This is a genomic window from Ruegeria sp. HKCCD7303 (assembly GCF_013111185.1).
Classification (GTDB): domain Bacteria; phylum Pseudomonadota; class Alphaproteobacteria; order Rhodobacterales; family Rhodobacteraceae; genus Ruegeria.
Genome location: NZ_WVRE01000001.1, coordinates 787,539 through 813,204 on the forward strand (window position 1 = coordinate 787,539; position 25,666 = coordinate 813,204).

29 protein-coding genes and 1 tRNA gene are annotated in these 25,666 nt (G+C 55.8%); 22 read left to right on the plus strand and 8 right to left on the minus strand.

The features are described 5' to 3' along the window. The first annotated feature begins 83 nt into the window (after positions 1–83). The 3 genes from GS630_RS03425 to GS630_RS03435 all read left to right on the plus strand — a co-directional run bounded on the left by GS630_RS03425 (position 84) and on the right by GS630_RS03435 (position 4,546). Positions 84–3,002 carry an error-prone DNA polymerase gene (locus GS630_RS03425; RefSeq protein WP_171620278.1) on the plus strand — a complete coding sequence of 973 codons (2,919 nt, stop codon included), beginning with the start codon at positions 84–86 and terminating at the stop codon, positions 3,000–3,002. Between the two features lie 47 nt (positions 3,003–3,049). Further along, positions 3,050–3,463, plus strand: a complete 414-nt coding sequence (locus tag GS630_RS03430; protein WP_171620280.1) for a group III truncated hemoglobin — start codon at positions 3,050–3,052, stop codon at positions 3,461–3,463. 144 nt (positions 3,464–3,607) lie between these two features. Continuing rightward, positions 3,608–4,546, plus strand: coding sequence for a DMT family transporter (locus tag GS630_RS03435; RefSeq protein ID WP_171178398.1), 939 nt, complete (start codon positions 3,608–3,610; stop codon positions 4,544–4,546). A gap of 9 nt (positions 4,547–4,555) precedes the next feature. Here GS630_RS03435 and GS630_RS03440 read toward each other — a convergent pair whose 3' ends face one another. Beyond that, complete coding sequence (locus GS630_RS03440) at positions 4,556–5,269, minus strand: NYN domain-containing protein (protein WP_171620475.1); 714 nt, start codon at positions 5,267–5,269, stop codon at positions 4,556–4,558. A 109-nt stretch (positions 5,270–5,378) separates the two neighbouring features. Continuing rightward, positions 5,379–6,491 (minus strand): S-(hydroxymethyl)glutathione dehydrogenase/class III alcohol dehydrogenase, encoded by a 1,113-nt coding sequence (locus GS630_RS03445; RefSeq protein WP_171093067.1) that lies wholly within the window; start codon positions 6,489–6,491, stop codon positions 5,379–5,381. A gap of 129 nt (positions 6,492–6,620) precedes the next feature. Between GS630_RS03445 and GS630_RS03450 the strand changes: the two genes are divergently transcribed. Both GS630_RS03450 and GS630_RS03455 read left to right on the plus strand, forming a co-directional pair. Further along, positions 6,621–6,908, plus strand: coding sequence for an I78 family peptidase inhibitor (locus GS630_RS03450; RefSeq protein WP_171178403.1), 288 nt, complete (start codon positions 6,621–6,623; stop codon positions 6,906–6,908). Positions 6,909–6,969: 61 nt separating this feature from the next. Further along, a complete protein-coding gene (locus tag GS630_RS03455; RefSeq protein ID WP_171178405.1) occupies positions 6,970–8,622 on the plus strand; it encodes a DUF6504 family protein in 1,653 nt (550 codons plus the stop codon). 3 nt (positions 8,623–8,625) lie between these two features. Here the strand turns inward: GS630_RS03455 and GS630_RS03460 are convergent, their stop codons facing one another. After that, positions 8,626–9,351, minus strand: coding sequence for an SDR family oxidoreductase (locus GS630_RS03460; protein WP_171178408.1), 726 nt, complete (start codon positions 9,349–9,351; stop codon positions 8,626–8,628). A gap of 192 nt (positions 9,352–9,543) precedes the next feature. On the opposite strand from GS630_RS03460, the gene GS630_RS03465 reads away from it, so the two are divergent. The 5 genes from GS630_RS03465 to GS630_RS03485 are packed head-to-tail and all read left to right on the plus strand — an operon-like array spanning position 9,544 to position 13,750. Then, positions 9,544–10,875, plus strand: coding sequence for an NAD(P)/FAD-dependent oxidoreductase (locus GS630_RS03465; RefSeq protein ID WP_171620282.1), 1,332 nt, complete (start codon positions 9,544–9,546; stop codon positions 10,873–10,875). 7 nt (positions 10,876–10,882) lie between these two features. After that, positions 10,883–11,374, plus strand: a complete 492-nt coding sequence (locus GS630_RS03470) for a hypothetical protein (RefSeq protein ID WP_253285892.1) — start codon at positions 10,883–10,885, stop codon at positions 11,372–11,374. Next, positions 11,374–12,597, plus strand: coding sequence for an MFS transporter (locus GS630_RS03475; RefSeq protein WP_171711869.1), 1,224 nt, complete (start codon positions 11,374–11,376; stop codon positions 12,595–12,597). The genes GS630_RS03470 and GS630_RS03475 overlap by 1 nt, the downstream gene beginning before the upstream one ends. Beyond that, the gene (locus tag GS630_RS03480) at positions 12,594–13,211 is read left to right on the plus strand and encodes a DUF3833 domain-containing protein (RefSeq protein ID WP_171620284.1); all 618 of its coding nucleotides are present in this window, start codon (positions 12,594–12,596) and stop codon (positions 13,209–13,211) included. Before GS630_RS03475 ends, GS630_RS03480 begins: the two co-directional genes overlap by 4 nt. Then, positions 13,208–13,750, plus strand: coding sequence for a DUF3833 family protein (locus GS630_RS03485; protein WP_171178419.1), 543 nt, complete (start codon positions 13,208–13,210; stop codon positions 13,748–13,750). Before GS630_RS03480 ends, GS630_RS03485 begins: the two co-directional genes overlap by 4 nt. A gap of 29 nt (positions 13,751–13,779) precedes the next feature. On the opposite strand, the gene GS630_RS03490 is transcribed toward GS630_RS03485, so the two are convergent. Together GS630_RS03490 and GS630_RS03495 are read right to left on the minus strand one after the other, a co-directional pair. Beyond that, positions 13,780–14,004, minus strand: coding sequence for a hypothetical protein (locus tag GS630_RS03490; RefSeq protein WP_171620286.1), 225 nt, complete (start codon positions 14,002–14,004; stop codon positions 13,780–13,782). A 418-nt stretch (positions 14,005–14,422) separates the two neighbouring features. Beyond that, positions 14,423–14,509: transfer RNA gene (locus GS630_RS03495), tRNA-Lys, on the minus strand. Between the two features lie 155 nt (positions 14,510–14,664). Between GS630_RS03495 and GS630_RS22570 the strand changes: the two genes are divergently transcribed. From GS630_RS22570 to GS630_RS03545, 10 genes are all read left to right on the plus strand, one after another. Then, on the plus strand, positions 14,665–15,969 hold the full coding sequence (locus GS630_RS22570; RefSeq protein ID WP_171620288.1) for an integrase family protein: 1,305 nt from the start codon (positions 14,665–14,667) through the stop codon (positions 15,967–15,969). Beyond that, on the plus strand, positions 15,966–16,673 hold the full coding sequence (locus GS630_RS03505) for a hypothetical protein (protein WP_171620290.1): 708 nt from the start codon (positions 15,966–15,968) through the stop codon (positions 16,671–16,673). The genes GS630_RS22570 and GS630_RS03505 overlap by 4 nt, the downstream gene beginning before the upstream one ends. Positions 16,674–16,772: 99 nt before the next feature. Beyond that, a complete protein-coding gene (locus tag GS630_RS03510; protein WP_171620292.1) occupies positions 16,773–16,973 on the plus strand; it encodes an AlpA family transcriptional regulator in 201 nt (66 codons plus the stop codon). A 104-nt stretch (positions 16,974–17,077) separates the two neighbouring features. Then, complete coding sequence (locus GS630_RS03515; RefSeq protein ID WP_171620294.1) at positions 17,078–17,452, plus strand: hypothetical protein; 375 nt, start codon at positions 17,078–17,080, stop codon at positions 17,450–17,452. Positions 17,453–17,552: 100 nt separating this feature from the next. After that, positions 17,553–17,759 (plus strand): transcriptional coactivator p15/PC4 family protein, encoded by a 207-nt coding sequence (locus tag GS630_RS03520; protein WP_171620296.1) that lies wholly within the window; start codon positions 17,553–17,555, stop codon positions 17,757–17,759. Then, complete coding sequence (locus GS630_RS03525) at positions 17,760–18,284, plus strand: hypothetical protein (protein ID WP_171620297.1); 525 nt, start codon at positions 17,760–17,762, stop codon at positions 18,282–18,284. A gap of 149 nt (positions 18,285–18,433) precedes the next feature. Beyond that, a complete protein-coding gene (locus GS630_RS03530; RefSeq protein ID WP_253285893.1) occupies positions 18,434–18,880 on the plus strand; it encodes a DUF5681 domain-containing protein in 447 nt (148 codons plus the stop codon). Further along, entirely contained in the window at positions 18,877–19,194 is a 318-nt protein-coding gene (locus tag GS630_RS03535; RefSeq protein WP_171620299.1) for a hypothetical protein, read from the plus strand. Before GS630_RS03530 ends, GS630_RS03535 begins: the two co-directional genes overlap by 4 nt. A 1-nt stretch (position 19,195) precedes the next feature. Further along, on the plus strand, positions 19,196–19,525 hold the full coding sequence (locus GS630_RS03540) for a hypothetical protein (protein WP_171620301.1): 330 nt from the start codon (positions 19,196–19,198) through the stop codon (positions 19,523–19,525). After that, a complete protein-coding gene (locus GS630_RS03545; RefSeq protein WP_171620303.1) occupies positions 19,515–19,862 on the plus strand; it encodes a hypothetical protein in 348 nt (115 codons plus the stop codon). Before GS630_RS03540 ends, GS630_RS03545 begins: the two co-directional genes overlap by 11 nt. A gap of 887 nt (positions 19,863–20,749) precedes the next feature. On the opposite strand, the gene GS630_RS03550 is transcribed toward GS630_RS03545, so the two are convergent. Both GS630_RS03550 and GS630_RS03555 read right to left on the minus strand, forming a co-directional pair. Further along, positions 20,750–21,100: a hypothetical protein gene (locus GS630_RS03550; protein ID WP_171620305.1), complete on the minus strand. Its 351-nt coding sequence runs from the start codon at positions 21,098–21,100 to the stop codon at positions 20,750–20,752. Positions 21,101–21,334: 234 nt separating this feature from the next. Continuing rightward, a complete protein-coding gene (locus tag GS630_RS03555; RefSeq protein ID WP_171620307.1) occupies positions 21,335–22,762 on the minus strand; it encodes a site-specific integrase in 1,428 nt (475 codons plus the stop codon). Positions 22,763–23,644: 882 nt separating this feature from the next. Between GS630_RS03555 and GS630_RS03560 the strand changes: the two genes are divergently transcribed. Continuing rightward, the gene (locus GS630_RS03560) at positions 23,645–24,322 is read left to right on the plus strand and encodes an SOS response-associated peptidase (RefSeq protein ID WP_171620309.1); all 678 of its coding nucleotides are present in this window, start codon (positions 23,645–23,647) and stop codon (positions 24,320–24,322) included. A gap of 2 nt (positions 24,323–24,324) precedes the next feature. Beyond that, positions 24,325–24,795: a putative molybdenum carrier protein gene (locus GS630_RS03565; RefSeq protein WP_171620311.1), complete on the plus strand. Its 471-nt coding sequence runs from the start codon at positions 24,325–24,327 to the stop codon at positions 24,793–24,795. A gap of 2 nt (positions 24,796–24,797) precedes the next feature. On the opposite strand, the gene GS630_RS03570 is transcribed toward GS630_RS03565, so the two are convergent. Further along, positions 24,798–25,088, minus strand: coding sequence for a thermonuclease family protein (locus tag GS630_RS03570; RefSeq protein ID WP_371809134.1), 291 nt, complete (start codon positions 25,086–25,088; stop codon positions 24,798–24,800). Positions 25,089–25,666 lie beyond the last annotated feature (578 nt).

Genomic DNA, 25,666 nt, shown 5'->3' on the forward strand with positions numbered 1-25,666 from the left:
CCGATCTGATCGATCTCAAGCGACCCGTTTCCTGCGCAAAGGACTCGAAAAAGAACAAAACGTGAATATAATAGTGACTCGCCATGTATGCCGAGCTGTCGATCACATCGAACTTCACCTTCCTCACCGGGGCCTCGCACCCCGAGGAGTATATGGAGCGTGCCGTCACCCTGGGCCTGCCCGCTATTGCGATTGCCGATGACAACTCGGTCGCCGGGATTGTCCGCGCCCACACCCAGGCGCGCGAGATTGCCCGCAAGGTCCGCGAACGGCTGGAGTGGGAAGCGCAGAGCACCTCCATCGGCCCACCCTGCCCTGACCACATCCCCAAACCGCCCTCGTATCCGATTCACGCAGTGCCGCGCCTGATCCCAGCCGCGCGGCTGATCTTTACCGACGCACCTACCGTCACCGCCTTGCCGCTGAACCGACAGGGTTGGGGCAACCTATGCCGTATCCTGTCCACTGGCCGCCTGCGTGCCGAGAAAGGCGACTGCATCCTGCACCTGTCCGACCTTTTGGAGTTTTCCGACGGCCTCCACCTGCTGCTCTGGCCACAAGCGGACCGATCCCAAGGCGGCGCGAGCGCATGGAGGACACACGCGCAACAACTGACGCGCCGCTTTGCCGGGCGGATAAACCTGTTGATGCACCCTCGATACGATGGCGCAGACAGCGCATATTTCTCTTTGTTAGAGACTGAATCAAAGCAACTGGGCATCCCCACACTCGCCAGTGCCACACCGATGATGCATCACGGGGCCCGTCGTAAGCTGGCCGACGTTCTGACCGCCATCCGCCTGCGCCGTAAGGTGGATGATCTGGGCCGCGAGGCATTGGCCAATGGCGAACAGCGCCTGCGCTCCGAGACCGAGATGTTGCGCATCTTTAAAGGTCACGAGGGCGCTGTTGCCCGCGCCCATGAGCTGAGCGAGCAACTCACATTCTCGCTCGACGAGCTGCGCTATGAATATCCCAGCGAGGGCAGCGAACAGGAAACTCCGACCCAACGCCTGCACCGTTTGGCACATGAGGGGTTGAAATGGCGCTATCCGGCAGGCGCGTCAGAGAAAGCTCAGAAGATGTTGGCCCATGAGCTCGCCCTGATCGGCAAACTGAAATATGAACCCTATTTCCTTACCGTTCGCGACATCGTCCATTTCGCCCGATCTCGGGGCATCTTGTGCCAGGGGCGCGGCTCGGCGGCCAATTCGGTGGTCTGTTTCTGCCTCGGCATCACCGAAGTCAGCCCCGAGATGGGTACGATGGTGTTCGAACGCTTTGTCTCTGAGGCGCGCGATGAACCGCCCGACATTGACGTGGATTTTGAACACGAACGCCGCGAAGAGGTGATCCAGCACATCTATGATCGTTATGGTCGCGAACGCGCGGGGCTGTGCGCCACGGTCGTGCACTATCGGGGCAAGCGGGCCATTCGCGAGGTCGGCCGTGCTATGGGGCTGACCGAAGATACGATCTCGGCGCTGTCCTCGCAGCTTTGGGGTTTCTTCTCGACCGTCGGGCTCGAGGCGCACCGGATGCGCGAGATCGGCCTCGACCCCGAGGACCGTCGCCTAAAACAGACTCTAATGCTGGTGTATGAAATTGACGGCTTCCCCCGTCATCTATCCCAGCACGTCGGCGGCTTTATCATAACCGAGGGGCGTTTGGACGAACTTGTTCCCATCGAGAACGCCACGATGGAAGACCGCACGGTCATCTGCTGGGACAAGGATGACATCGACTCGCTTGGCATCCTCAAGGTCGATGTTCTCAGCCTTGGGATGCTCACCTGCATCCGCAAGGCATTCGATCTGATCGGTCAACACCACCAGACCAGCTATACACTAGCAACCCTGCCGCCCGAAGATCCGGTGATTTATGACATGCTGTGCAAAGCCGACAGTATCGGCGTGTTTCAGGTGGAATCACGTGCGCAGATGAACTTCCTGCCCCGGATGCGGCCACGCAATTTCTATGATCTGGTGATCGAGGTCGCCATCATCCGCCCCGGCCCCATTCAGGGCGACATGGTTCACCCCTATATCCGCCGCCGGAACGGAGAGGAGGAGGTCAGCTTCCCCTCGGACGAACTGGGTGAGGTGCTGGGTAAAACGCTGGGCGTACCGCTGTTTCAGGAACAGGCGATGCAGATCGCCATTGTGGGTGCGGGTTTCACCCCGGAACAGGCCGATCGGCTGCGACGGTCGCTTGCAACCTTCAAAAAGCATGGCAATGTCAGCGAATTTCGCGCGCTATTCCTGCGCGGAATGAAGCGCAACGGGTATGATGACGAGTTTGCCGAGCGCTGCTTTTCACAGATCGAAGGGTTTGGGTCCTATGGCTTCCCTGAAAGCCATGCGGCCAGCTTTGCCTTGCTGGTCTATGCCTCGGCCTGGATAAAATGCCACCATCCCGGGATTTTCGCCTGCGCGCTGCTGAACTCACAGCCCATGGGGTTCTATGCGCCCGCCCAGATCGTACGCGATGCGCGCGAACATGGGGTGCAGGTGCGCCCGGTCTGCATCAATGCCAGCTTCTGGGACAATGTGATGGAGCCTGACGGCCATGGTGGGCTGGCCCTGCGGTTGGGGTTCCGTCAGATCAAAGGCCTCAGCGAGGAAGACGCCAGCTGGCTGACCGCTGCGCGCGGCAACGGCTACCATCAGGTCGACGATGTGTGGCGTCGCGCGGGTCTGGGGCCGTCAGTGATCGAACGCCTGGCCGAGGCCGATGCCTTTGCCGCCTGCGACCTGACCCGGCGCGAGGCCTTGTGGCAGGCCAAGGCGATTGCAACCGCCAAGCCCTTGCCCCTGTTCTCGCAAGATCTGGAAGGTGAGGCGCTGGACGAACCCGAAGCCTATCTGCCGCAAATGACATTGGGTGAGCAGGTGGTCGAAGATTACGTCGCCACCCGTCTTAGCCTGCGGGCGCATCCGGTGGCCTTGCTACGGCATATCCTGACGCCCGAGCCGCGCGACAAAACCACGCCTGTTACATGACAGCTGAAGGGGATATTGCCCGGGACAGAGTCGAATTTGGTGACCTCATGACCAGACCCACCCTGCCGCCGCGCTTTCCGGCGACACCCCACCAGATCAATGCGCAGGTTCACGCCTTCTATGCCCGCGTACGAGAAGACGCTGTGCTGGGTCCGGTCTTTGCCAACCATGTCACCGACTGGCCCGCGCACGAGGACAAGATCGCCGCGTTCTGGCGCAACGCCATCTTGTTTGAACGCAGCTACGACGGCAATCCACAGCGGGTCCATATAGAACGGCCCGATGTGAAACCCGAGATGTTTGCCCACTGGCTGGACCTGTTCGAAGAGGTTGCAACCCAGACCTTGCCGCCCGAAACCGCAGTCCCTTGGGTCGCGCTGGCCCGACGTATCGGCGTGGGGATGAAGGCTGGCGTGCAATCGGCCCGTCAACCCAAAGACGCGCCACCGATCCTGCGTTGATCCCTCTGCATGGCGGCTTTGTCATGTTAGCGGTAAAATAGGGACTATGCGGACCGCAAAAATGGGGTTACTCAGGGGCAAGACAGCCCCTTTGCGCTGCGACGGCACAGTGCCACCACACCGACATCGCCCGAGGCCATATCGATGAGCACTCAAAACACCACCCTCAGGGGCCTTGGTTTCGCGTTTGCGGGATTCGCGGTCTTTGCCAGCCACGACGCGCTGATCAAGGTGCTGGGCGGGACGTATTCGGTGATGCAGATCATTTTCTTCGCCACGCTGTTTTCCTTTGTACCGATGGCGGTGACGATCCTGACCGACCGGACCACGGGCAACTTCCTGCCGCACCATCCCTGGCTGGTGCTGCTGCGCTCGGCCCTGATGGTCACATCCATGGTCTGCGCCTTCTATTCGTTTTCGGTGCTGCCACTGGCCGAGGTCTATTCGCTGCTGTTTGCTTTCCCCCTGTTCGTTACGGTTCTGTCGATCCCCATATTGGGGGAGGTCGTCCGCGCCCAACGCTGGGCCGCCGTCGTCGTTGGTCTTATCGGCGTTCTGATCGTCCTGCGCCCCGGCACGACGGACATCACCCTCGGTCACCTTACCGCCCTGACAGCTGCGTTTTGCAGCGCGTTTGGCTCTGTTCTGGTGCGAAAGATCGGGAATGAGGAACGTTCGGCCGTGCTCATCCTCTATCCGATGCTTCTAGCCATCGTGGTGATGAGCCTTGCGCAACCTGCCGTCTATCAGCCGCCCTCGCTGCTGCATCTGGCTATGATGGCGCTGGTTGGCGTGTTCTCGGTCATCGCCCAGCATTTGATCATCCTCGCCTACCGTGCCGCGCCTGCAGGGGTCGTGGCCCCCAGCCAATACAGTCAGATCATTTGGGCCACACTGTTTGGCATGATCTTCTTTGGTGAACGCCCGGACGGCTGGGTCGCGGTCGGGGCCAGTGTCATCATTGCATCGGGTGTGTTCGTGGTGTGGCGCGAGAGCCGGGCCAATACTTCGTCGGTCAACACGCCAGTATTGCGAGTGCGGTCTCCGCGGTCGGATACGGGAGCAACGAGGCCGGGGGGCTGAAGCAAGGCTTCAACTGTCCTTACACCTGATCTTGAGACCCCCGTTGATATCACCTTCTTCAAAGCGGCCAATGGCGCGGACCAAATCGCCTAGCCTTTTGTGGCCGTAAGTGCGAGAGTCGAAATCCGGATACATCTTACCAAGTTGGCTACCCACAAAGGAAAGACTGGCCCACCCGTCCGCCTCGTTTGTGTTCAACACAACATTCCGGATCAATTGATACGCATGGTTCAATCCATGTTTCGATTTTGCGTCTTTGTTTTCTTTTGAAGTATTTGCTCCGCACTCCGGCTTGTGGATGTTTTCAATGTAGATAAACCTGTTGCAAGCATTCACGAACGCTTTGGGAGCCTTTCGTTCTTCACCAATGCCGAATACCTTCAACCCCTGCTCGCGGATGCGGCTGGCCAAGCGGGTAAAGTCACTATCGGATGATACCAACACAAACCCACTGAACCGACTGCTGTGCAAGATATCCATAGCATCAATGACCAAGGCAATATCGCTGGAGTTCTTTTTGGACGCATTGGCAAATTGCTGTTGGGGAACAATTGCGTATTCCGCCAATGATCCAGAGCTCCATCCCTGCGGCGACCCGTTCGAAAAATCTCCGTAGATCCGCCTTAGGCTTGCCTCGCCCAAAGTGGCGATTTCTTCAAAAATCTCCGGCGCGTGTTTTGCCGGTACATTCTCTGCATCAATAAGGACCGCCAAGCGATCCATGCCTGCTGTTGTCACTGTAATTCCTCAAAACAAAACTAATTCGCATTGCGGAATGTAGTAACAAAAAAGGGCGAGCAAAAGCCCGCCCTTTAAGATTATTTGAGTTTTATCAGTACACTACAACCGACCGGATACTCTCACCCTTATGCATCAGGTCGAAGCCGTGGTTGATGTCGTCCAGACCCATGGTGTGGGTGATCATCGGGTCAATCTCGATTTTGCCTTCCATGTACCAGTCGACGATCTTGGGCACGTCGGTCCGACCACGTGCGCCGCCGAAGGCTGTGCCGCGCCATGACCGGCCGGTGACCAGCTGGAACGGACGGGTCGAGATCTCGGCCCCAGCAGGCGCCACGCCGATGATGATCGATTCACCCCAGCCTTTGTGCGCCGATTCCAGTGCGTCGCGCATCACGCCGACGTTGCCGGTGGCGTCAAAGGTATAATCCGCGCCGCCCTTGGTCAGGTTGACCAGATAGGGAACCAGGTCGCCTTCGACCTCTTTGGGGTTCACAAAATCGGTCATGCCGAATTTCGTGGCCATCTCGACCTTCGATGGGTTCAGGTCAACGCCAACGATCTGATCCGCCCCGGCCAGACGCAGACCCTGAATCACGTTCAGGCCAATGCCACCCAAGCCGAACACGATGGCCCGGCTGCCGATTTCGACCTTGGCGGTGTTGATCACAGCGCCGATGCCGGTGGTGACGCCGCAGCCGATATAGCAGATCTTGTCGAAAGGCGCGTCTTCACGCACTTTGGCCAGCGCGATCTCGGGCAGAACCGTGTGGTTCGAGAAGGTCGAGCAGCCCATGTAATGCAGGATCGGATCACCATCCAAAGTCGAGAATCGCGAGGTCCCGTCGGGCATCAAGCCTTTGCCTTGGGTTTCCCGGATCGCCTGGCACAGGTTGGTTTTGGGATGCAGACAGTATTCACACTCGCGACATTCAGGAGTGTAAAGAGGGATCACGTGGTCACCCGGCTTCAGGCTGGTGACGCCGGGGCCGACCTCAACCACGATGCCTGCGCCTTCATGGCCCAGAATGGCCGGAAACAGGCCCTCGGGGTCGGCACCCGACAGGGTGAATTCGTCTGTATGACAAATGCCGGTGGCCTTGATTTCCACCAGTACCTCGCCCGCCTTGGGGCCTTCGAGATTCACATCCATCACTTCCAAAGGTTTGCCCGCCTGAACGGCGACGGCGGCACGGGTGCGCATATCACTGTCTCCCTGTCTTCTTTGACCCGACCCTGCGTCAATTGCAGGGTGTTTTCAACTGTGCTTTCATGACAGACTTGCTAATTGTTTGATATTGCAGAAACGACATTGCCGGAATGAGGAACGCCAATGCACCGATTTATCCCGATTCTGATCCTTCTGGCCGCCTGCGCCGAGACCCCTGCCCCCGAAGAAGCACGCCTTGCGCCCGAGAACGCGCCGGTTGATCTGGCCTTTTGTCAGGGCGAAGCATTTGCCGACTCGGTAGGCCAGCCGGTTTCGTCCATTCAGGCCGATTTGCCGGAACGCACCCGCGTGTTGGGGCCCGATGACATTGCAACGCAGGATTACCGGATCGACAGGCTGAACGTCTTTGTAAACGGGGCCGGTGTTATTCAGCGCCTGACCTGCGGGTAAGCGTGGACTCGGGCGTTGATTCTCAGATAAGAACAAAGTGGGAACATTTTGATGTCTGCCGATGCCAAAACGCCGAATACTTTCACTGTGGTTTCCCCGTCTTGGGGCTGAACGGCTGATCCGCGCCGCGCGGGGGCTGCATGCCGGGCCGTTGGCTGTGGTCACTGAGCAGTCGAACATGCAGGTCATTACCTCATTGAATACTGAGGCGCAGGCCGCCGGGCTGCGTGTGGGCCAGCCCGTGCGCGATGCCCATGCCATGTGCGCCAGCCTGATCACACGGCACCGCAACGCCCCGGCCGAGACTGCGTTTCTAACCGCGCTGCGCCGCTGGGCGGGCAAGTTCAGCCCTTGGGTGGCCGAAGAAGCTCCGGATGGGCTGATCGTTGATCTGTCGGGTTGCGCGCATCTGTTTGGCGGGGAAGAGACGCTGCTGAGCGTGCTGGAAACCGACTGCGCTGATATGGGCCTCAGCGTACAAATGGGCATTGCCGACACGCTGGGCGCAGCCTGGGCTTTGGCACGCTATGCAGGTCAAGAGGCCACATCCGACCGCAATGGCGACGCCATCAGCCAAGAGGCCCGCGCCACCCGCGCCCGGGCAGGCAAGCGGCGACACTGGACCAAAGGCGGGGCTGCACCACAAGTGATGGCCCTGGGTGGTGGCGCGCGTATTGCAGCGCCGGGGCAATCCTATGGTGCGCTCAGCCCCCTGCCCATCGCGGCGCTGCGACTGGACGACCCGGTTGTGACGCAGTTGAACCGGCTGGGCCTGCGCCGGATCGGCGATCTACTGGGCCAGCCGCGCGCGTCGCTGGCGCGCCGCTTTGGGCGCGGGCTGGTGCTGCGGCTGGATCAGGCCATGGGCAGCGCACCCGAGCCGGTCTCGCCCGCGCGTCCGCCGCATCAGTTCGCGGTGCGCATGACGCTGCCCAATCCGATCGGTTTGATCGAGGATGTGATGGCTGCGGTTGATCGGGTGCTGCCCACGCTCTGCGCCAAGCTGGAGGAGAAAGGGCGCGGGGTGCGGACATTACGGCTTGAGGCGCACCGTGCTGATCAAGCCGCCGAGATCATCGAGGTCGGCCTGGCCCGCCCGACCTATGACAAACATCGTATTCGACCTTTGTTAGAGATGAAAATCGACAAGATCGATGCAGGCTATGGCATCGACATGCTGCGGCTTGAAGCGATCCAGACCGAGCCCATCCACGCCCGCACCATCGCCGGTCATGCCGAGGCACGCCGCGTGGCTCGTAACCGGCTTGAGGGCAATACAGCCGTGGATGACCTGATCGGCAAGCTGGGTGCGCGTGTTGGGCTGGAGGCGATCACAAGACGGCACCCGGCCGCCTCTCATATCCCCGAGAAAACGGCACAGACGCTGGCGGCTGCATGGTCGGAACCCGCGCGCGACTGGCCTGCACCGCCGCGCCCCCGGCCCTTGCAGATGTGGCAGCCCGAGCCGGTGATGGCACCGGAAACCCCAGATGTCCCAACCGCATTCCGCTGGCGCGGACGCGACTGGCAACTGGCTCAGGCCACCGGCCCGGAACGGATCGCACCGGAATGGTGGCTGGATGACCCCAACTGGCGCAGCGGCGTGCGCGATTACTGGGTGGTGGTGACGGAACAGGGCGAACGCCTATGGCTGTTCTACGGGCACGGAGGCACCATGTCTGCAGGCTGGTTCTGTCAGGGACAGTTTTGTTAGAGTCTATTTTCCGCGATAAACCAGCAGATCCGGCAGGTAGTCAATCAAACGAATAAACCACGAGAATGGTGCCGGGAAATCGGTACGGAACCGGCGGCGCGACATCGCTTTGACCACGCGCTCTGCCGCGTCCTCAGCTGTCATCAGCATCGGCATCTTGAAACTGTTCTTGTCGGTCAGGCGGGTCTTGATGAAGCCGGGATTGACAATGCGCACCGTCACACCGGTGCCCGCCAGATCATGCCGCATCGTTTCGGCCAGCGAAATCAGCGCCGCCTTGCTGGCCCCATATCCGATAGCGGCAGGCAAACCGTGATATCCGGCCAGCGACCCGATCAGAGTGATCTCTCCTTGACGCGCCTGAACAAAGCCCGGAACCGTTTCACCTAATACCCGCAACGCCCCCGAATAGTTCACATCGCTAATCCTGAGCGAAGCCTCGGTATCCCATTCGCCCGAGCGCATGGGCTCGTAAGCGCCTGCATTGTAAACCAGACCGTCGATCTGACCTGCCTCGGCCACGGCATTGCGTACAGAGTCTAAATCGGTCACATCACACGGAATCGCGCGTGCATTTGGAAGCTTGGAACAGATTTCATTCAAACGCGCGGCGTTGCGTGCAGACAATATCAGATGCGCGCCCTTACCGCTCAGTGCCTCGGCCAAGGCACGGCCCAAGCCTTCGCTTGCGCCGATGATCCAATAGGTTTTTCCGTCAAAGCTGCTCATACCCGCGCCGTTTCGTTGAAGTTACACTTTTTACGGCCCTACACCCGCAGTGGATCATAGGGTGACGCAAGTAAGCGGGCGCTGAAACCCGAAGTCACAAGATAGTGCATCTGTTAAAAACTTCTATCCGGATTGATCCAGCACGGCATACCCTGCGTATCTCATTGTAAAATGTCACATAACGAGGCTGGAATGTTCGACGAAACCCGAGGTGTACGGAAGAAAATTGCGATCGTAGGTGCAGGCGTTTCGGGTCTCTCTGCCGCGTATTACCTTTCAGAAAACAACGACGTGACGGTGTATGAAGCCGAACCCAGGCTGGGTGGTCATGCCCGCACGGTGATGGCTGGCAAAAACGGCGACCAGCCGGTCGACACCGGCTTTATCGTTTTCAACTACGCAACCTACCCTTACCTGACGCAGCTTTTTGACGAGCTGAACGTACCCGTCACCAAAAGCGAAATGAGCTTTGGCGCGACCATCGACAATGGCCGCATCGAATACGGGTTGAACAATCTGCGCACGCTGACGGCGCAGAAACGCAATCTGGCGCGCCCTGCCTATTACAAGATGATTGCAGACATCATACGCTTCGGCAAAGAAGCGCCCGAGGCCGCCAAGGACGACGACACAACGATTGGTGAACTGGTCGATCAACTGCGTCTGGGTCACTGGTTCCGGCACAACTATCTGATGCCCATGTGCGGCGCGATCTGGTCCACGCCGGTTGAGTTCGTAGATCAGTTCCCGGCCCGTTCGCTTGTGCAGTTCTTCCGCAACCATGCGTTGCTGGCGAGTGGGCGTGCCAATCAGCATCAATGGTATACAGTCAACGGCGGTAGCATCGAATACGTCCGCCGCATAGACGCCGCTCTGCGCGCACGTGGCTGCGACATCCGACTGGCCGCCCCGGTTCAACACGTTCATCGCGACGACATGGGCGTCAGCGTCACCAGCCAGGGGCATACGGATCAATTCGACGAGATCATCCTGGCGACCCACTCGGACCAGTCCCTCGCCATTTTGGGCGAAGGCGCAACCCCGGCCGAGGCCGCAGCTTTGGGCGCGATCCGCTATCAACCCAACACCGCCATACTGCACTGCGACCAACGCCAAATGCCCAAGCGGCGCGCGTGTTGGTCCAGTTGGACCTATCGCTCGCAAGCCGGAAATGTGGGCGTGACATATTGGATGAACAGGCTTCAGAACATCCCGGACAGCGATCCCCTGTTTGTGACGCTGAATGCTTCATCAGAAATTCCCGCGGACAAAATCTATGATCAGGTCGAATTTGCCCATCCGGTATTCGACAAAGCCGCCCTGAAGGCACAAGGGCAAATCCGCGAGATGCAGGGACAGAACCGAACTTGGTTTGCCGGTGCTTATAACCGGCACGGATTTCACGAAGACGGGATTGCCAGCGCGATGCATGTCGTTGCGCAAATTAATGGCACCCCGCAAACCATCGGAGCTGACAATGGCATTTCTGGGAAAGACCCGGCCATCCCCGTGGCCGCCGAATAAGGGAATTTTGCGTGCAGCGTTACTGACCGTGGCGCTACTGGCCCCATCAGCAGCGCTGGCATCGCCCGTGAACGAAGAGTTGAAGGACGCGCAACTGCGTGGCTCAGCGACTTTTCGATATCTGGGTCTGCCGCTCTATGACGCCAAACTCTATACCCCCGGCGGCGCTCCGTTTAGTTGGAGCGAAGACATCGGCCTGCAACTGACCTACCGCAAGAACTTCAAGAAGAAAGCGCTGGTCAACTCGACCCTGGACGAGATGGACCGGATCGGACGCTCTGCCCCGGTACGCAACCAATTGGACCAGTGTTTCAAAGCCGTGACCAAGGGGGACAGCTTTCTCGCGGTGTCCAACGGGCCGGATAACGTAAGCTTCTGGCTGAACGGGCAAAAAACCTGCACTATGTCCTATCCGGGCATCAAGCGTAGTTTCATGTCCGTGTTTCTGGGGGACAACACGCGATCGGCGTCGTTCACGCAGAAACTGCAGGGGCGCTGATGCTTTATCCTCGGGTCAGCCTGTATGCGCTGATGCTCGCTGCGGCGGGCATCCCGCTTTATATCCACCTGCCGCGCTTTGCGGCGGTGAATTTAGGTATTGGCCTGGGTGTAATTGGAACTGTTCTTCTGGTGATCCGCCTTGTTGATTTGGTTCAGGACCCGTTGATTGGCTGGGCAATCGACAAGTGGCCAAAGGGCCAGCTTGTATTTGCCTCTCTAGCGGCGTTGGGGTTGGCGGTCGGTTTCCCTTTGCTCTTTAGCTTGCCGCAGGGTGTCAGTGTCGCCGCGCTGATCGCGGTTTTGATCCTGCTGTTCTCGGCTTACAGCCTGGGAACCATCCTTTTGTACGGGCGCAGCGCAACTTTGGCGAAACGTCCAGACCCGCAAGAACTGATGACCTTGGCCGCCTTTCGCGAAGGCGGGCAACTGACCGGCGTGGTCATCGCTGCCAGCGCTCCAGCGCTTTTGGTTGCATTTGGCGCGCAAGCCCAAGGCTATCCTGCTTTTGGAGTGTTTCTGGGGCTGCTGTCAGTTCTGACCCTGCTGCTGACTATTCCGATCTGGAGGCGCACGCCAATCACCGGCACCGGTCTGTCTTTTGCAGGGCTGGGTCAGGCCGGAGGGTTGCGCCTGCTGGCGCTTGCCCTGGTTAACAGCCTGCCCGTAGCCATCACCTCGACCCTGTTTTTGTTTTTTGTTGAAGATCGGTTGCAACTGCCGGGCAAAGCAGGCCCGCTGTTGATCCTGTTCTTCCTCAGCGCGGGCGCAAGCGTGCCGCTTTGGGCCAAACTCTCCAACCGGATTGGCCCGAAACAGACTCTGATGATTGCCATGCCCCTCTCAATCGCAGGGTTTATCGGTACCGCCACCCTGAGCGCTGGGAATCTAACCGGGTTTGCCGTGATCTGCCTTGCCTCGGGCGCTGCCTTAGGTGCGGATATGGTCGTGCTGCCCGCTATGTTCTCGGTCGTCTTGACCCGGGCCGGGCTGAACGCCTCTGCGGCGTTTGGCATCTGGTCTTTCGCAGGCAAGCTTGGCCTCGCCCTGGCTGCCTTTTTCACCTTGCCACTGCTGGAACGCAGCGGCTTCACCCCCGGTCAAGCCAATTCTGCTGTCGCGCTAGAGACACTCAACCTTGCTTATGCGGTGCTGCCCTGCATCCTCAAGCTCGGCGCGTTTGGAATGGTCTTGACCCTGCCCACCGAGGTCACAAGCAAATGAACGCTATCGCCATCATCCTGCTGGTCCTTTTGATCGCAGTTTTCATCCGCGCCCGTCTGCTGAGCTTTCGCGCGCAATCTCCATCCGACTACTCGGGAACCGGACCTGCCTTTTCACTGAAAGAGCATCTGAACGGAGAAATCCTGTCCGAAGGGCTGATTTATGGCCCCAATGGGAAGATGTCGAACAGCTTTGTCGCGCGCATGGTCGGCGAATGGAGCGGAAATTCGGGCACGCTGTCGGAATACTTCACCTATTCCAACGGCAAACAGATGAACCGAAAGTGGTATCTGACACTGGGCACCGGCAACACGTTCACCGCAACGGCGGACGATATCGTCGGTGAGGGTCAGGGCGTCATCTCAGGCTCAACCGTCAAACTGACCTATCGGATCATCCTGCCCGAAGATGCGGGGGGGCACACTTTGGACGTCACAGACTGGATGTATCTGACGGAACACGGCGTCATCATGAACCGATCCGAGATGCGCAAGTTCGGCCTCAAGGTTGCTGAACTGGTCGCTACGATGCGCCCTGCTCCCGATGTGAAAACCACGCACGTGCCAGGTGCAAACGGGTATGATGCGACATCCGAAGGGAAACCATTGCAATGAGTGTGTTCCGTACCCTTCTCACCTTTCTTGCCATAGCAAGCCTTGCGCTTTTGGCGGCCTGTTCCAGCAAGCCGAAGGTGCCCAAGACCTTCTTGTCCGACCGGCAACTGAACCTCGAAGAGTTTTTCGAAGGCAAAACGGTGGCTTATGGTCAGTTTCAGGACATTTTGGGCAATATCCCCCGTAGATTCACCGTCGATATCGACGGGACATGGGATGGTGAAACCCTGACGCTAGTCGAAGATTTCGTTTATGACGATGGCGCCACCGAACAGCGTATCTGGACGCTGACGAAAACCGGTGAGGATACCTGGACCGGTACAGCCCCCGGTGTGTTGGGCACCGCCAGCGGGATTGAGCGCGGAGATACGTTCAATTGGAAATACAAGATCGACCTGCCGATCAAGGACGGGACGATGCGCGTCAAATTCGACGATTGGATGTGGTTGTTGGATGATGATCGGCTTCTTAATCGCGCTTACGTCTCACGCTATGGCGTACGTCTGGGCGAAGTGATCCTCTTCTTCGAAAAGCGATAGCCGAAGCTGGATCAACTGGTCTTCCGGAATCAGTAGAAAATAAACTCGTCTACCGGGGCTTGCACTGTTCGATTTGTACTGCCGTTCCTGTTCATGCCTGACCCATCCGGAACGGTTCCGTCAGGAGGAACTGTGTTCTCCAAATTAAGACGCGCCCGCTCAATCTGGCCCCAAAGGAAAAACAGACCATCCCGTTTGCCCACCATACCTGCAGGCACACTCGCCCGCACAACACGTTTTTTCGCCTGTCGCATTTGCGCTCTCACTGCCCCCGGTGTTGACCACCTTTTCCAAAAACCTATCGGGTTTGTAAGTTGAAAGCAATTTTACATAGGCAAAATAGCGCCCGGCGGCCTCTCCGACGTGGTCCTGGTACGAAAGCACCATTTAAAGGACCATTTGTTTTTGTCCTTACATGGGAGCCCAACGGGGTCTACCGAAGGTTGGAGGCCTCACGCAGCGATGGACCGATGGCGCAAAACCGCATTAGTAATAGGTTCGTGGCTGTACGAAATTCGCGCACGACCCGCAAAGGCTTAACGATCGCGCCTGACCCGCTTTCAAGAGACTCAAATCACGCCCAAGTCGCACACGCAGCTTGGTGAGCCATACATATAGGCCCGGTCGTCTTCGCACCAAACCCGCTTACTGAACGCCTTAATTTTAAAAAAGTGGTGAGCCGTGCAGGATTCGAACCTGCGACCCACTGATTAAAAGTCAGAAGCACTTCAGGGTGTTACCGTAATCGCCACCAATCTCACCTCATCGCATTCAGTTGCAAAACCCCCTTCAAAAATTACACTTTTGCTCTCCATCTCGGTTGTCCCCTGAGTAAATCGCGTCTAATCTGGTCGCAATCAATATCACTCAATCTCGGGGATTTTGTCCCCCATGAGTCCCCCAAAGGCGATACTGTGAAGAAAGAGCTTACCAACGCATACCTTATGAAGCTCAAGCCCCCGACCGATGGGCGAGAAGAGATATCGGACACCAAGCGCACCGGGTTGCGGCTGAGAGTTTATCCCGCTCGAGCTGTCTGGATGTATGAAAAGCGCGTAAAGGGCGGGGCCAAGCGCAAACACACTTTCGGCACCTATTGCACATGGTCCTCCACAGGTAGGCGCGAGGATGGGGCGCTTGGGTTGGCTGAGGCGCGTGCGCTGGCTCTTGAGATAGAGGCTGAGGCCGCGCGGGGCTTTGACCGCGTGTTGGAGGCAAAGCAGACGCGCAGGGAACAAGAGAGAGCCGCCGCAACGGCGCAAACGCTGCAAGACGTGCTGGATGCCTACGACGAACTGCACCTATCCAATTTAAAGCGCCAAGGCGAGAGAAAGCGCCAGCTTGAGGATGCATTGGGAAAGCACCTTGCCCTGCCTATCGGGGATCTGACGCGCGCCAGCCTGCAAAGGCCGATAGATGACAAGGCCAAAGAGGGTAAGCTGTTCATGGCTAACCGGATCAGGGCGGCACTTAAACATTTCGCGCGGTGGGCGTGGCGTCGTGAATATCTGGATCAGGATATCGGGGACCGCCTTGAGCGCGCGACCAAAGAGCAAATCCGGGAGCGTGTTCTCAGCTTGGATGAAATCCGAGCCATTTGGAGGAAAACCCACGAACTTGGTGATTTGTGGGGTCCGCCAGTTCGACTCTTGATCCTGACGGTTCAACGGCGCACGTCGATCAACAACTTGCGCAAAAGCGAACTGGAACTTTCAAACGCCCGCTTCAAAAAGGCAATTTCACAAGAAAAGAACGACCGGGGTCACATTACCCACCTTTCACCCCGTGCGCTGTCTGAGATTGAGGCCGTTCTGTCCCGTCAGGAACAAGCAAAGACCGAGGCCAGAAAAAGCAAGGAATTGGGTAGCACCCCTGTTAAAGCCGCTACATCCGACCTCTTGTTCACGACTACGGGACGCACCCCAATTTCCGGGTGGAGCAAGATGAAAGCACGCCTTGATGAACTTCTTGGCGAAGACTTTGAGCCGTGGCGGCTTCACGATTTCAGGACTGCATTCGCAACCCACATGGCCGAGCGCGGTATATCGGAATCTGTAGTGGATCGAGTTCTAAACCACGCCGCCTCAGCGTCAAAAGCCAGCGCTGTTGCCCGTGTTTACAATCAAGCTGAGTTGCTGTCACAGCGCGCTAAAGCGCTAGATCAGTGGGCGGATTTGGTAACGGAAACATCCAGTTCCAAGAGGGTTTCAAGGACATGACTTCTGATTTCAAAGCAGCGGTCAAGTGGCTAGATAAGCAACTTGACCATGTCGTAGTTGATGGTCGGTTAGACTTCCCGTCTACCACCTTTGCTGACATAGCTGTTTCTTGGGTTACTAACGCGAAAACAGCGACAGGCCCTGGCGGCGCTATCCGCTACGAGATTTCCGAGGAGGTCGCAGAAGTACTCCTTTCGCTGTCCAGAGAACACTATCAGTTTTTCGACACATGCATTCAAATCTGCGCCTTGCACGTTTCAAAGGGCTACCCGCTTCCCCATGCGTTACGCTTATTCGCTGGAGCAGCTTTGGCTGGCAAAACTCTCCGTCCTACGCCACCTCATCGAGAGCGGAAACGGAATTGGCTGGAACAAAAGTACCTTCACACTCTGTGCCACCAAACTTCCAAGGATTTTGGCCTATTTTTAACCAACAATGATTTCACAGCCAGAGAGGGAGCCTGTGATGCTGTAGTGTTGGCCTTGCGTCAAAAAGGGGTGAAAAAAAACTCCAAAGAACTGAGAGATTTACTGACCCACAAAAGCAAAGAACGACTACGTTCTGAATTTGAGGCTGCAGATAGATTATTTTCTCTGTCATCGCCCAAAATTTTGAATGCCCTCAATCCAGGATTTTTGGATGAGCAAGAGCGCTACGCTGACAAGGTCGAAGCACTTATTCTAAGTACAATTCCAAACGGATGAAAACAAAAGGTGGGGACTTCTTACGAACCACATTTCTTGGAACTTATTGTTTTCGAGGGGTAATATCAACACGTCGCAACCAAACGCGAGGTGTTGAAAATGAACGCTGCCACAGTAGACCGCCTACTTTCGGTGAAAGATACCGCAGCCATTCTTGGTTGCAGCGTAGCCACCGTTTGGCGCAGGGCCGCAGCAGGCAAAGTCCCACAGCCGGTCAAGATGGAAGGGACCACACGTTGGTCCGAATCTGAAATCAACAGTTTTGTTGAGGAAGCCAAGGCGAAACGCTTCACCGCCTAAAAGAAACCCCCACCCGAGGCACGGGCGGAGGCAATTTCTTTAGGTTAGCAACTTGAGAATAGCCAGAAACCCGATGCCTTTCAACAATAGAAAGGTAATACAGGATGATTTTCGAGCAACCCCGAACAATCGATGCGGATCTTCCACCAGCAAACGCATTGCGCGTGTACCGCTGGGCAGACCTACCCAACCTAACGGCCCCTGCCCTCTACCGGGTTACTGATCCAGGTCAGGAACCCCGTGAAGTCTATGCCTCCAAGCACAAGCGCCAAGTCCTTGAGGGGCTGATGCGGTCGCCTCTCTACGCGGCCAGCTACTGCCGTCTTTCGGACCAGGTGCTACCACTGCGCCGAGATGACGGCGTGAACATCGAATGCAAGATGTACCGAGGCGATGCAGACACCGGGCGCCAGAAGTACGGCATCTATGTCTTGGTTTCACAGGTTGAGCTGATTGAAGAGCGCGGAGTTGCTGCATGAGAACCCGCGACCTCCAGATTCATGCCCTTCGTCGCAAGCACGGCCTCTCAGAGGCCGCTGCTCGCATTGTCGCAACGCTGTACTACGGGGAGGGCCGCTAATGGCCCTCATCACCCAGATCCCCAAGAACAACCGCGAGGAATTCCGTGTCAGCCGGGATGACTTTCAAGGGCATGACCTCATCAATATCCGCGTGTTCTTCATCTCGAAAGACGGAGAGATGCTACCGGGCAAGCAAGGTGTCGCCTTCAAGGCTGAATTGCTGCCTGAGTTCATAGACGCGCTCAACAAAGCGGAGGCTGCGTAGATGGGGCGCGACAAGAAAAACGAGAAGCGCGTTGAGCATTGGACCAAGCTTGTTCGCAACATGATGGAGGAGCCCGCTTGGCGGGCCCTCTCATCAACCGCGCAGGCACTGTATCCATGGCTAAGGCTAGAATGGCGCGGGGCGGGCAACAACAACAACGGCAAGATTAGCTTGAGCGTCAGACAAGCCGCTGACCGGTTAGGCGTGTCGTACAACACAGCCGCCAAAGGGTTTCGCGAGTTACAGGCAAAGGGCTTCATTGCTGTGACACGCCCGCCCAAACTTGGCACCAGTGGCGTCGCATCATCTCCGATGTTCGAACTAACCGAAATTTCGTTGCCTACCGCGCACGGAGAGGCTGGCCGCAGGCTCTACAAGCAGTGGTCAAAAGGTTCAGATTTCCCGGTTGTGAAAGCCCCGGTTCACAACCCGACTGGCAAAAGCGGAAAAACAAAACCCTGTCTGAAAAACTGCGACGAGACAGTCGTAGATTTTGCGACGAGAATGACGGAGGCGACGCAATAAATGCGACGGGCCGTATCAATTTTTGCGACGAATACACCCGATTCCGGCAAGTCCCCCGTCGCAATATTTAAGACATCCTTAATCTACCAGGGGGTCTGGGGGAAACCGACCCCTTCTGCACCAACAATCCAGCAAGCGAGGCAAGAACAATGATGGATGAACCTAGCCGTAATAACGGCACGACAACGGACGAACGGAACCCGGATGGCACTTTTGCGCCCGGAAATTCAGGCAGGCCCAGAGGCGCACGGCACCGTATCACAAGGGCAGTTGAGGAACTGCTGGAAGGCCAATCTGAGCAAATAACCCAAAAGGCTGTTGAGCTGGCGCTCGAAGGCGACAGCACGGCCCTGCGTCTATGCTTGGAACGACTGGCGCCCACCAGAAAGGACGCACCAGTCAGTTTCGACCTTCCAACTATCAAATCCGCCGAGGACGCCTCAGAGGCCGCACAGGCGGTGCTACAGGCAGTTTCTCAGGGTGAAGTAACGCCACTGGAAGGTGCAACTGTCATGGGTCTGGTGGAGCAGTACAGGCGTGTCCTTGAAACCACCGAATTGGAGCGCAGGATCACTGCACTGGAGGCCGCGAAATGAGCATTAGGAATAGACTGGCGGCTTTGGAAAGCAGGAAAGCTGTAAGCGCCATATCGAACTCGGGCGCGCCGGATCAATTAACCAGGCAACTGCAAAACACCGCAGAGCGGATGCGAGACATTCCACTGGACCAATTGACGGCCAAGGCGTCACCTGTCGAGGTAGCCGCCCTTATTCTGGATGGCCGCGTGGATGAGAAAGTAGCTCGTAACTGCATCGAGCTTTCTAAGCAATCAGCCCCGAGCGCAAATCTGTTCCAATGCTTCTTGGACGCAGCCGGGTGCACCCAAGCAAGCCTGGCGGAGGAAGGTTGATATGAGCATCAAAAGCCGATTGACCAAACTGGAAGCGAGTTCGCCAAACGCGCTCGAACTTCCCATCGTGTTTTATCAAATCTACGGGATCAAGAAAGGTACTGAGGGAACCAGTCGAGTAGTCGAAAGAGAGCATGGCCCAGCGACAATTCCGGGCCTCGGTCTTGGCCGGATCTTTCCACATGAAAGTGAAAGCCAAAGCGAATTCGAACGGCGTGTTTTTGCCATCAAGGCAGGTGGAAAGCACATTGAGGACATGACCAAAGAAGAACGAGAGACGGCATTTGCCGTTGCAGACCGAGTAATGGGGGGCAGAAACAATGACGATTAAGAACCGGCTGAAGAAGCTTGAAACTGCAAGTTCAACTGACTGTCTTGTTTTGCCGCCGAAATTTGTTGTCTTTGAAGGTATGGATACGCAATGGGCGATTGTCCCCGGGCTTGACGGCGGGTTTCAAAGGGAAGAAGGCGAAAACCTTGGCGAGTTCTGTCAAAGAGTGTTCAAGGCTTACGTGACTTCCAAAGGTTTAGAAAAATGCCGCTCCAACGAGCTAAGCGACAAGGATCTTCAATTCATAATCGCAGCTGATAAGCCGGAATTGGCACTCAAGCTTTATCGTGGAGAGGAATTATCGGACGCTGACGCTAAGTCACTTGCCAGAAAGTAAGACTTCGATGTGGGGTACGACGCGCCGAACTCGTACCCCCTCATTGAAAATCGTTAACCCCCTCAAGGCGCGCCGCGTGTTATGTCTAGCTTGGCGACATGAAGCAAATGAGACCCTCTGGAGGAAAATTACATCGGATTTGGGCGCACAAAACGCGCATTTTGCCAACTCTAAGTGACTGGTGTGGGTGACACACCCAACTCGTGACCCCCTCTTTTAAAAGGTCAAAAACCAGTACGTGCTAAAATAAAGACGTGCCACCCACGATGAAAAATATCGCATTGAGACAATTTTGTGTCCACGATTCTCCCGGAACTAACCGTTCAGACATTGGAAACAGACTGTTTCGCCTCTTTTTCGTTCATTACGGGGTTTCCCGAATACCCGCATTCTGGTTTGTGTGGCACGCTCAAATCACTGACACATACTACCACTTGCTCTTCGTTAAGGGACTGGCGTCTACCCCCTCTGCCAGTCCCTTATTGCTTTACGAGCCTTGTTCAGGCCACCACGGCAAATCGTCAGGCACCGGAACGTCGTTGCGCTCTAGCCATTCCTTAATTGCGGCCCCGTCTAAGTCACTAGGCAAGTTTGAATTGATGCAGTTAATATCTCTCGCTAGTTCTCGAATTGCCTTGGCGGTAGCAATCATGCCTTCTGCCTCAAGCCGCAATCTAGTGCCCTCAGCTCGCTGCAAAAATTCTTCATCCATATCAACAGGTCTAATCAAGTTACGTTGATGCTAACTAAGCCGATTTTCTTAACGAAGAGTAAACAGCCTCTTGGGTGATTGTTCACAGTCGCATGGTGGGGAGGAGCAATTAGTTTTTTGCGAGCCGCCCATTGCGCAAGCGCGACCCACGTTTGTCAGATATCTGGCCGGATCGTTAACCCCAAGCCACTTGTGCGGGAGACGAGCCGCACGTCTCCAATTTTCCTGCTAGAGCAATCAGTTTACCCTTTGTAGCCGCAATCTCACCCTCCAAATCGCCTCCGGATAGGCTAGACATCGGAACGCCAATCAAAAATACGCCAATAGCGTCACCGGTAACGGCTTGCTTTTGAGCCGCCACGAGGCTTGGCACTTTTGCTGCTTCTTGCTTGTATAGCTCGGCGGCCTTTGTACAAGATATGTTGCTGTACGTATTACCCATAGAAACGGGAGAAATAGACGCAGGTTGTTGCGCGCAAGCCGACACAATCGACAGCGCACAAAAGGTGGCACAGATTTTCTTCATTCACTCTTCCTGTAGTTCAAGAAGCCAACTAACAAGTTGACCTTAAATGGCCGATGCTTTGGTCATTGCTTAAGGAAACGACTTTAGTTAGTGGCAACGGTGTTGTGTTGCAGGCTGTTTGTGTCCCAAATTTGGTGTCATTTTGATACTTTTTGGGCAGCTTGAGGAGCCTCACAATCCTATGAGATTTAAACCGAAACTGCGAAACCTCGCCACGACCGCACCAATTTCGGTCTACCTAAGCCGCAATTCTTCCTCTTTTGCCCTAAGTCTGCTGACGACATCACCAGAAGCCTTACTTCGGTTTTTTCGAGGCCAGGACCAAATAGGCTCTGCTTTTCCCTGAAGTGTCTTTCTTAGGTCTAGGAGGCGCGGGTCGCTACCAGTCTTCTGCAAAGGTGAAAACCTGCGAGAAATCTCAGCTTCAATTGTATCGCAGCAAAGGTGTCCATAGGTCCTGCTGACGGTATCTGTATTGGTGTGGCCCAGCTGTTTCGCCACAACTGCTAGAGGCGTCCCTGCTTGAACCAATTGACTGGCATAGGTGTGCCTGAGGCCGTGAAAAACAAAAGGGGCAGGCAGGCCCGCACGTCGAACGGCCTCTTTAAACAGGTGCTTGTGGCATCCAGACCAAGCCTTTCCAGAAGACATCCTGAAGACCAATTCTTCGTCATCCAACTCGCTAATTTGATCCAAAAAGAAGGACATCCCCTCGTCAGGTAGAACCACATATCGGCCTCGGTAGCTTTTTAGAGGCGCAACAAAAATGCCGAACACATGCCCGCCGACGTCACGCGCCTTGAGTTGTGCAAGCTCCGAAACTCTGCATCCAGTGTAAAGTGCACCCTGAACCAGCAAAGCCAAATCTGGCCGACAAGAGGCAATCAATCGTTTGGCTTGTGCCCGTGTCAAAAAGAACTGCCGAGGCGTATCGGCGTGGGGTATTCGCCGTAATCGTCGCCATAAACGCTCGCTTTCGACGTCGCCATTTTCCCAAGACATCTCGATTGCAGTTCGAAGAATGCCAATAACAGTGTTGAGTGTCTTTTTCCGCTTTCGAAGTTGTTCATGATCCAGGTCTTCGATCCGGGTTCTGTCACCTTGGGTTTGATTTCCTCGTTTGGGTGCTGTCTCCAGAACATCAGTGCAAAACTCAAGGAAAACGGATTGACTGAGCTCTCTTACAGGAAGGTCGCCCAATCTCGGAATTATGTGGTGATTTATGAGCGAAAGCGTTGTTTCGAAGTAGGTTTTTGCTGCAGCAATACGTTTCCATTCTACAAACCCGTTCATTGCGTCACCGACCGTAAAAGACTTGCTGGTCTTTTCATACTTCAGCACTGAATTCACGCCCACCGCATAGGGTTGCGAAGCGATTGCCTTGATATCAGGCTGGTCAAACCAAGCCTTGGCAAGGGTTAGCGCTTGGCCGTAGTCAAGCCCGTTCCTATGAATCTGGGCGACTTCTCCAATTCGCTTTTCGCTGTATTTACCGTCAATTCGACGAATACGGGCCATCCAATGACACTTTGCCGAGGAGAGTTTTTTAACGCCGATATGGCGGCAGTATTCTAGAATGTTCCAGTATGGACTGCGTCGAACCGGTAATTCGAAGATGCTCTCTAAGCATGATAAATCGGGGGTGTGGATTGCTTTGGTCATGACCAATCTCCTTAGGAAATCAATTTTGGAGATACTGGATGCCACACAACTATTTCAGCGAGTTGAAATGATGTCTGAGAGTGTTCCGCTTTCTAGCGACTGAGCCCTAACACCCCGTCAGTCCGGATAGGATGAGTGCGACGCGCCAAACTCATCCCCCTAATGGGAATCGTTACGCCCCCTCAAAACGCACCGCACATACCGACTACAAAGGACGCGTGTTCGAAATGTGTCCGTTTGACTAAGTATGCACGTATTGCGGGGAACCCCAATTTCCACAGCATGATAGTTTGAGCACGCAATTAAACGGACCACCAAACCAATCCGCAGCACCCCCTCCAAATGAGGGGCTGGTTAAGACCCCCTCGCCCAGCCCCTCACACCACCCATCACTTTCTATTCATTTGGGACAGGCAGTTTAGTTATTTGGAGCGGTATTGTGACAGTTCACTCCAGCAACTGTTCCACGTACACTCGCTAAATATGGGGAGGTCCGACTAGACAGGAAGACCGGTGCTTGGTTGAGCTAGGGAACTGTCGTCACTTTTGTTCCGGCCACACCGGAAGCCTTTCAGGGGCTGGCACGTCATACTCTTCCAGCCATTCTTTAACGGCTGCCCAATGGTCTTGCGGCCCGGGTATGTATCGCCGTGAATTTAGGTCGACCATCTGACGTTCAAGCCGAGACCACCATTGTAGTTTGAGCTTTAGCCCGTGTGCCTTCGCCCAGACACGCAACGCCGTCTTCCAGTCTCCAGTCTGTCGAGCTTCAAATTCTTCATACAGGTCAAAAGGGATTCTATTCGGCCATTCACTCATGTGGAACAAGTAGCGAACATCGAGTGCTTGTCCAAATGAAATTTCGTACTTACCGTAAGTCGCATGTGTAATCTCTACTCCAACACAATACCTGCCGACGCGATGCGCCAGTTATTCGATGTGGCTGTCGAGCGCGATAGGCTTGGAAATGCTGAGCCACTGCCCGCCATTTTTCCAAAGCAGAAGGCACCGGTTGTTAGGAAGGCTGAGGATGGCGAGCGAGAGTTGGTTTCGCTGAGCTGGGGTTTTCGCACCACCAAAAAATCAAAGAAGACCGGCGCCATCATCCAGCCCAATGCTTGGAACAATGCCCGAGACGACAAGGTGCGGATTAACGGGCTATGGAAGGGCAGTTTTGAGCATCGGCGCTGCCTAGTGCCTGCCAGCTCGTTCTGCGAAGCAAAAGGACGAAATCCTGCCACCTACTACTGGTTTGCGTTGACGGGTGATGAAGACCGCCCACCGTTTGCGTTTGCTGGCATGTGGCAGGAGTCACGATACGAGGGCAAGGAAGGCACCGAGTCCGTCGAGGCATACACCGTGATTACGACAACCGCGAATGAGATTGTGAAGCCGATACACCCTCAGAGAATGCCGGTGATCCTTGAGCCCGAAGACTACGAGCAGTGGATAAACGGCAGCGCAGATGACGCGTTCGAACTGCTGAAGCCGTTCGATTCAGAACAAATGCGCATTGTCCAAGAAGGTGAGCTCAAGAAATCGGACCCGGCAGGACGGTGATAATGAAAATCATTTCGGGTGGGCAAACAGGTGTAGACTTGGCAGCACTTGAATTCGCTATGCAACTTGGATTGATCTATGGTGGCTGGATCCCAAAAGGGCGTACTAACGAAGCAGGCGGCATTCCGGAACATTACTCGGGGTTGGTTGAAGCTTTTTCTTCTGAACCAGACGTAAGAACGCGACTGAATGTCAGTTCGAGTGATGCAACGCTCATTATCACCGACGGATCAGAAAGCCCCGGTACGAACTACACTCAGCAAGTCGCATTGGAATCGGCAAAGCCCCTAATGCTGGTTAATCTTTCAGGTGGCACCCAGTCTCAAATTGAACAGGTTCAGCGGTGGATCGCGTCCAATAAGCCGTTAGCTTTGAACATCGCAGGACCACGGGAATCTGAGGCACCTGGGATAAACGTAAAGGCACTAACTTTTCTTATTGAGGTACTTCCTTGGCCTGATTGCGAAACATAGGGTCAGCGGCAATATCCTGCCCGTTTTAGACGTGACTTAGCTGCTGGGGTCTCTAAATGCCTGTATCGGCCCCCCGAATACCTCGCACAGTCCAAGGCGTGTCCGGCAGCGATTACGGCAGCGCCAATGTCTTGCCCGTCTGCATAGCAAACGCCAACCCATCGGTCGTGGGTTCGTTCGCCGTTCAAGTCACAAGATATGGATTTGCCGCGCAGATAGTTAACCATCCAGCGCTTAGCGTCCTGACCGGATCGCGTTCCAAGCTCTGGAGCATCCACGCCGTTCAAGCGCACAGGCGTTCCATCGACAACTATTGTGTCGGCATCTCTTACATGAAGGGTGCCAGCATAAGCGGGTATGGTGGTAAGCAAGGCAGTTACAACAAGGCGTTTTATCAATCTGGAAGTCTCTCAAAAATAAGTGCTGCTATATCCCTTAGCCCGTCTTAGGTCTGACTTTGCTGCTGGTGTCTTCAGATGTCCATATCGGTCACATCAACCGCAATAGGCCTAGAACGCGTTGCAGTCCTCCTGATTGATCCGCCTTGGGTTGGAGGGCGAATAGCTGGCAGTGAGCTTTCTTGCTTTTTCGCCTACCCAAAAGAGCAGTTCAAATGACCGAAATCAATACGCTTGCCGCTCCTACAAACCCCGCCGCCGCAACTGAGCTGGCAAGTAGTATGCAAAAGATTTCCAATCCGCTGAGTTTCATTTTGTTTAACGCTCCCAGATTGGCTCGACATAGAGCAATTTAGGTCGCTCGCAAATCGGGTGCAGATTTGGGCGCAAAAACCCGCTGTGTCGGCAGCACAAACCCGCTGAAGTAAAGCACCAAACATCTTACCCCGTGTTTGCCGATAGCACTTGGAACT

Coding starts and splice junctions, on each gene's coding strand:
- GS630_RS03425 (WP_171620278.1), top strand. CDS start 84: ATGTATGCCGAGCTGTCGATCACATCGAACTTCACCTTCCTCACCGGG.
- GS630_RS03430 (WP_171620280.1), top strand. CDS start 3,050: ATGACCAGACCCACCCTGCCGCCGCGCTTTCCGGCGACACCCCACCAG.
- GS630_RS03435 (WP_171178398.1), top strand. CDS start 3,608: ATGAGCACTCAAAACACCACCCTCAGGGGCCTTGGTTTCGCGTTTGCG.
- GS630_RS03440 (WP_171620475.1), bottom strand. CDS start 5,269: ATGGATCGCTTGGCGGTCCTTATTGATGCAGAGAATGTACCGGCAAAA.
- GS630_RS03445 (WP_171093067.1), bottom strand. CDS start 6,491: ATGCGCACCCGTGCCGCCGTCGCCGTTCAGGCGGGCAAACCTTTGGAA.
- GS630_RS03450 (WP_171178403.1), top strand. CDS start 6,621: ATGCACCGATTTATCCCGATTCTGATCCTTCTGGCCGCCTGCGCCGAG.
- GS630_RS03455 (WP_171178405.1), top strand. CDS start 6,970: ATGCCAAAACGCCGAATACTTTCACTGTGGTTTCCCCGTCTTGGGGCT.
- GS630_RS03460 (WP_171178408.1), bottom strand. CDS start 9,351: ATGAGCAGCTTTGACGGAAAAACCTATTGGATCATCGGCGCAAGCGAA.
- GS630_RS03465 (WP_171620282.1), top strand. CDS start 9,544: ATGTTCGACGAAACCCGAGGTGTACGGAAGAAAATTGCGATCGTAGGT.
- GS630_RS03475 (WP_171711869.1), top strand. CDS start 11,374: ATGCTTTATCCTCGGGTCAGCCTGTATGCGCTGATGCTCGCTGCGGCG.
- GS630_RS03480 (WP_171620284.1), top strand. CDS start 12,594: ATGAACGCTATCGCCATCATCCTGCTGGTCCTTTTGATCGCAGTTTTC.
- GS630_RS03485 (WP_171178419.1), top strand. CDS start 13,208: ATGAGTGTGTTCCGTACCCTTCTCACCTTTCTTGCCATAGCAAGCCTT.
- GS630_RS03490 (WP_171620286.1), bottom strand. CDS start 14,004: ATGCGACAGGCGAAAAAACGTGTTGTGCGGGCGAGTGTGCCTGCAGGT.
- GS630_RS03505 (WP_171620290.1), top strand. CDS start 15,966: ATGACTTCTGATTTCAAAGCAGCGGTCAAGTGGCTAGATAAGCAACTT.
- GS630_RS03510 (WP_171620292.1), top strand. CDS start 16,773: ATGAACGCTGCCACAGTAGACCGCCTACTTTCGGTGAAAGATACCGCA.
- GS630_RS03515 (WP_171620294.1), top strand. CDS start 17,078: ATGATTTTCGAGCAACCCCGAACAATCGATGCGGATCTTCCACCAGCA.
- GS630_RS03520 (WP_171620296.1), top strand. CDS start 17,553: ATGGCCCTCATCACCCAGATCCCCAAGAACAACCGCGAGGAATTCCGT.
- GS630_RS03525 (WP_171620297.1), top strand. CDS start 17,760: ATGGGGCGCGACAAGAAAAACGAGAAGCGCGTTGAGCATTGGACCAAG.
- GS630_RS03530 (WP_253285893.1), top strand. CDS start 18,434: ATGATGGATGAACCTAGCCGTAATAACGGCACGACAACGGACGAACGG.
- GS630_RS03535 (WP_171620299.1), top strand. CDS start 18,877: ATGAGCATTAGGAATAGACTGGCGGCTTTGGAAAGCAGGAAAGCTGTA.
- GS630_RS03540 (WP_171620301.1), top strand. CDS start 19,196: ATGAGCATCAAAAGCCGATTGACCAAACTGGAAGCGAGTTCGCCAAAC.
- GS630_RS03545 (WP_171620303.1), top strand. CDS start 19,515: ATGACGATTAAGAACCGGCTGAAGAAGCTTGAAACTGCAAGTTCAACT.
- GS630_RS03550 (WP_171620305.1), bottom strand. CDS start 21,100: ATGAAGAAAATCTGTGCCACCTTTTGTGCGCTGTCGATTGTGTCGGCT.
- GS630_RS03555 (WP_171620307.1), bottom strand. CDS start 22,762: ATGACCAAAGCAATCCACACCCCCGATTTATCATGCTTAGAGAGCATC.
- GS630_RS03560 (WP_171620309.1), top strand. CDS start 23,645: ATGTGTAATCTCTACTCCAACACAATACCTGCCGACGCGATGCGCCAG.
- GS630_RS03565 (WP_171620311.1), top strand. CDS start 24,325: ATGAAAATCATTTCGGGTGGGCAAACAGGTGTAGACTTGGCAGCACTT.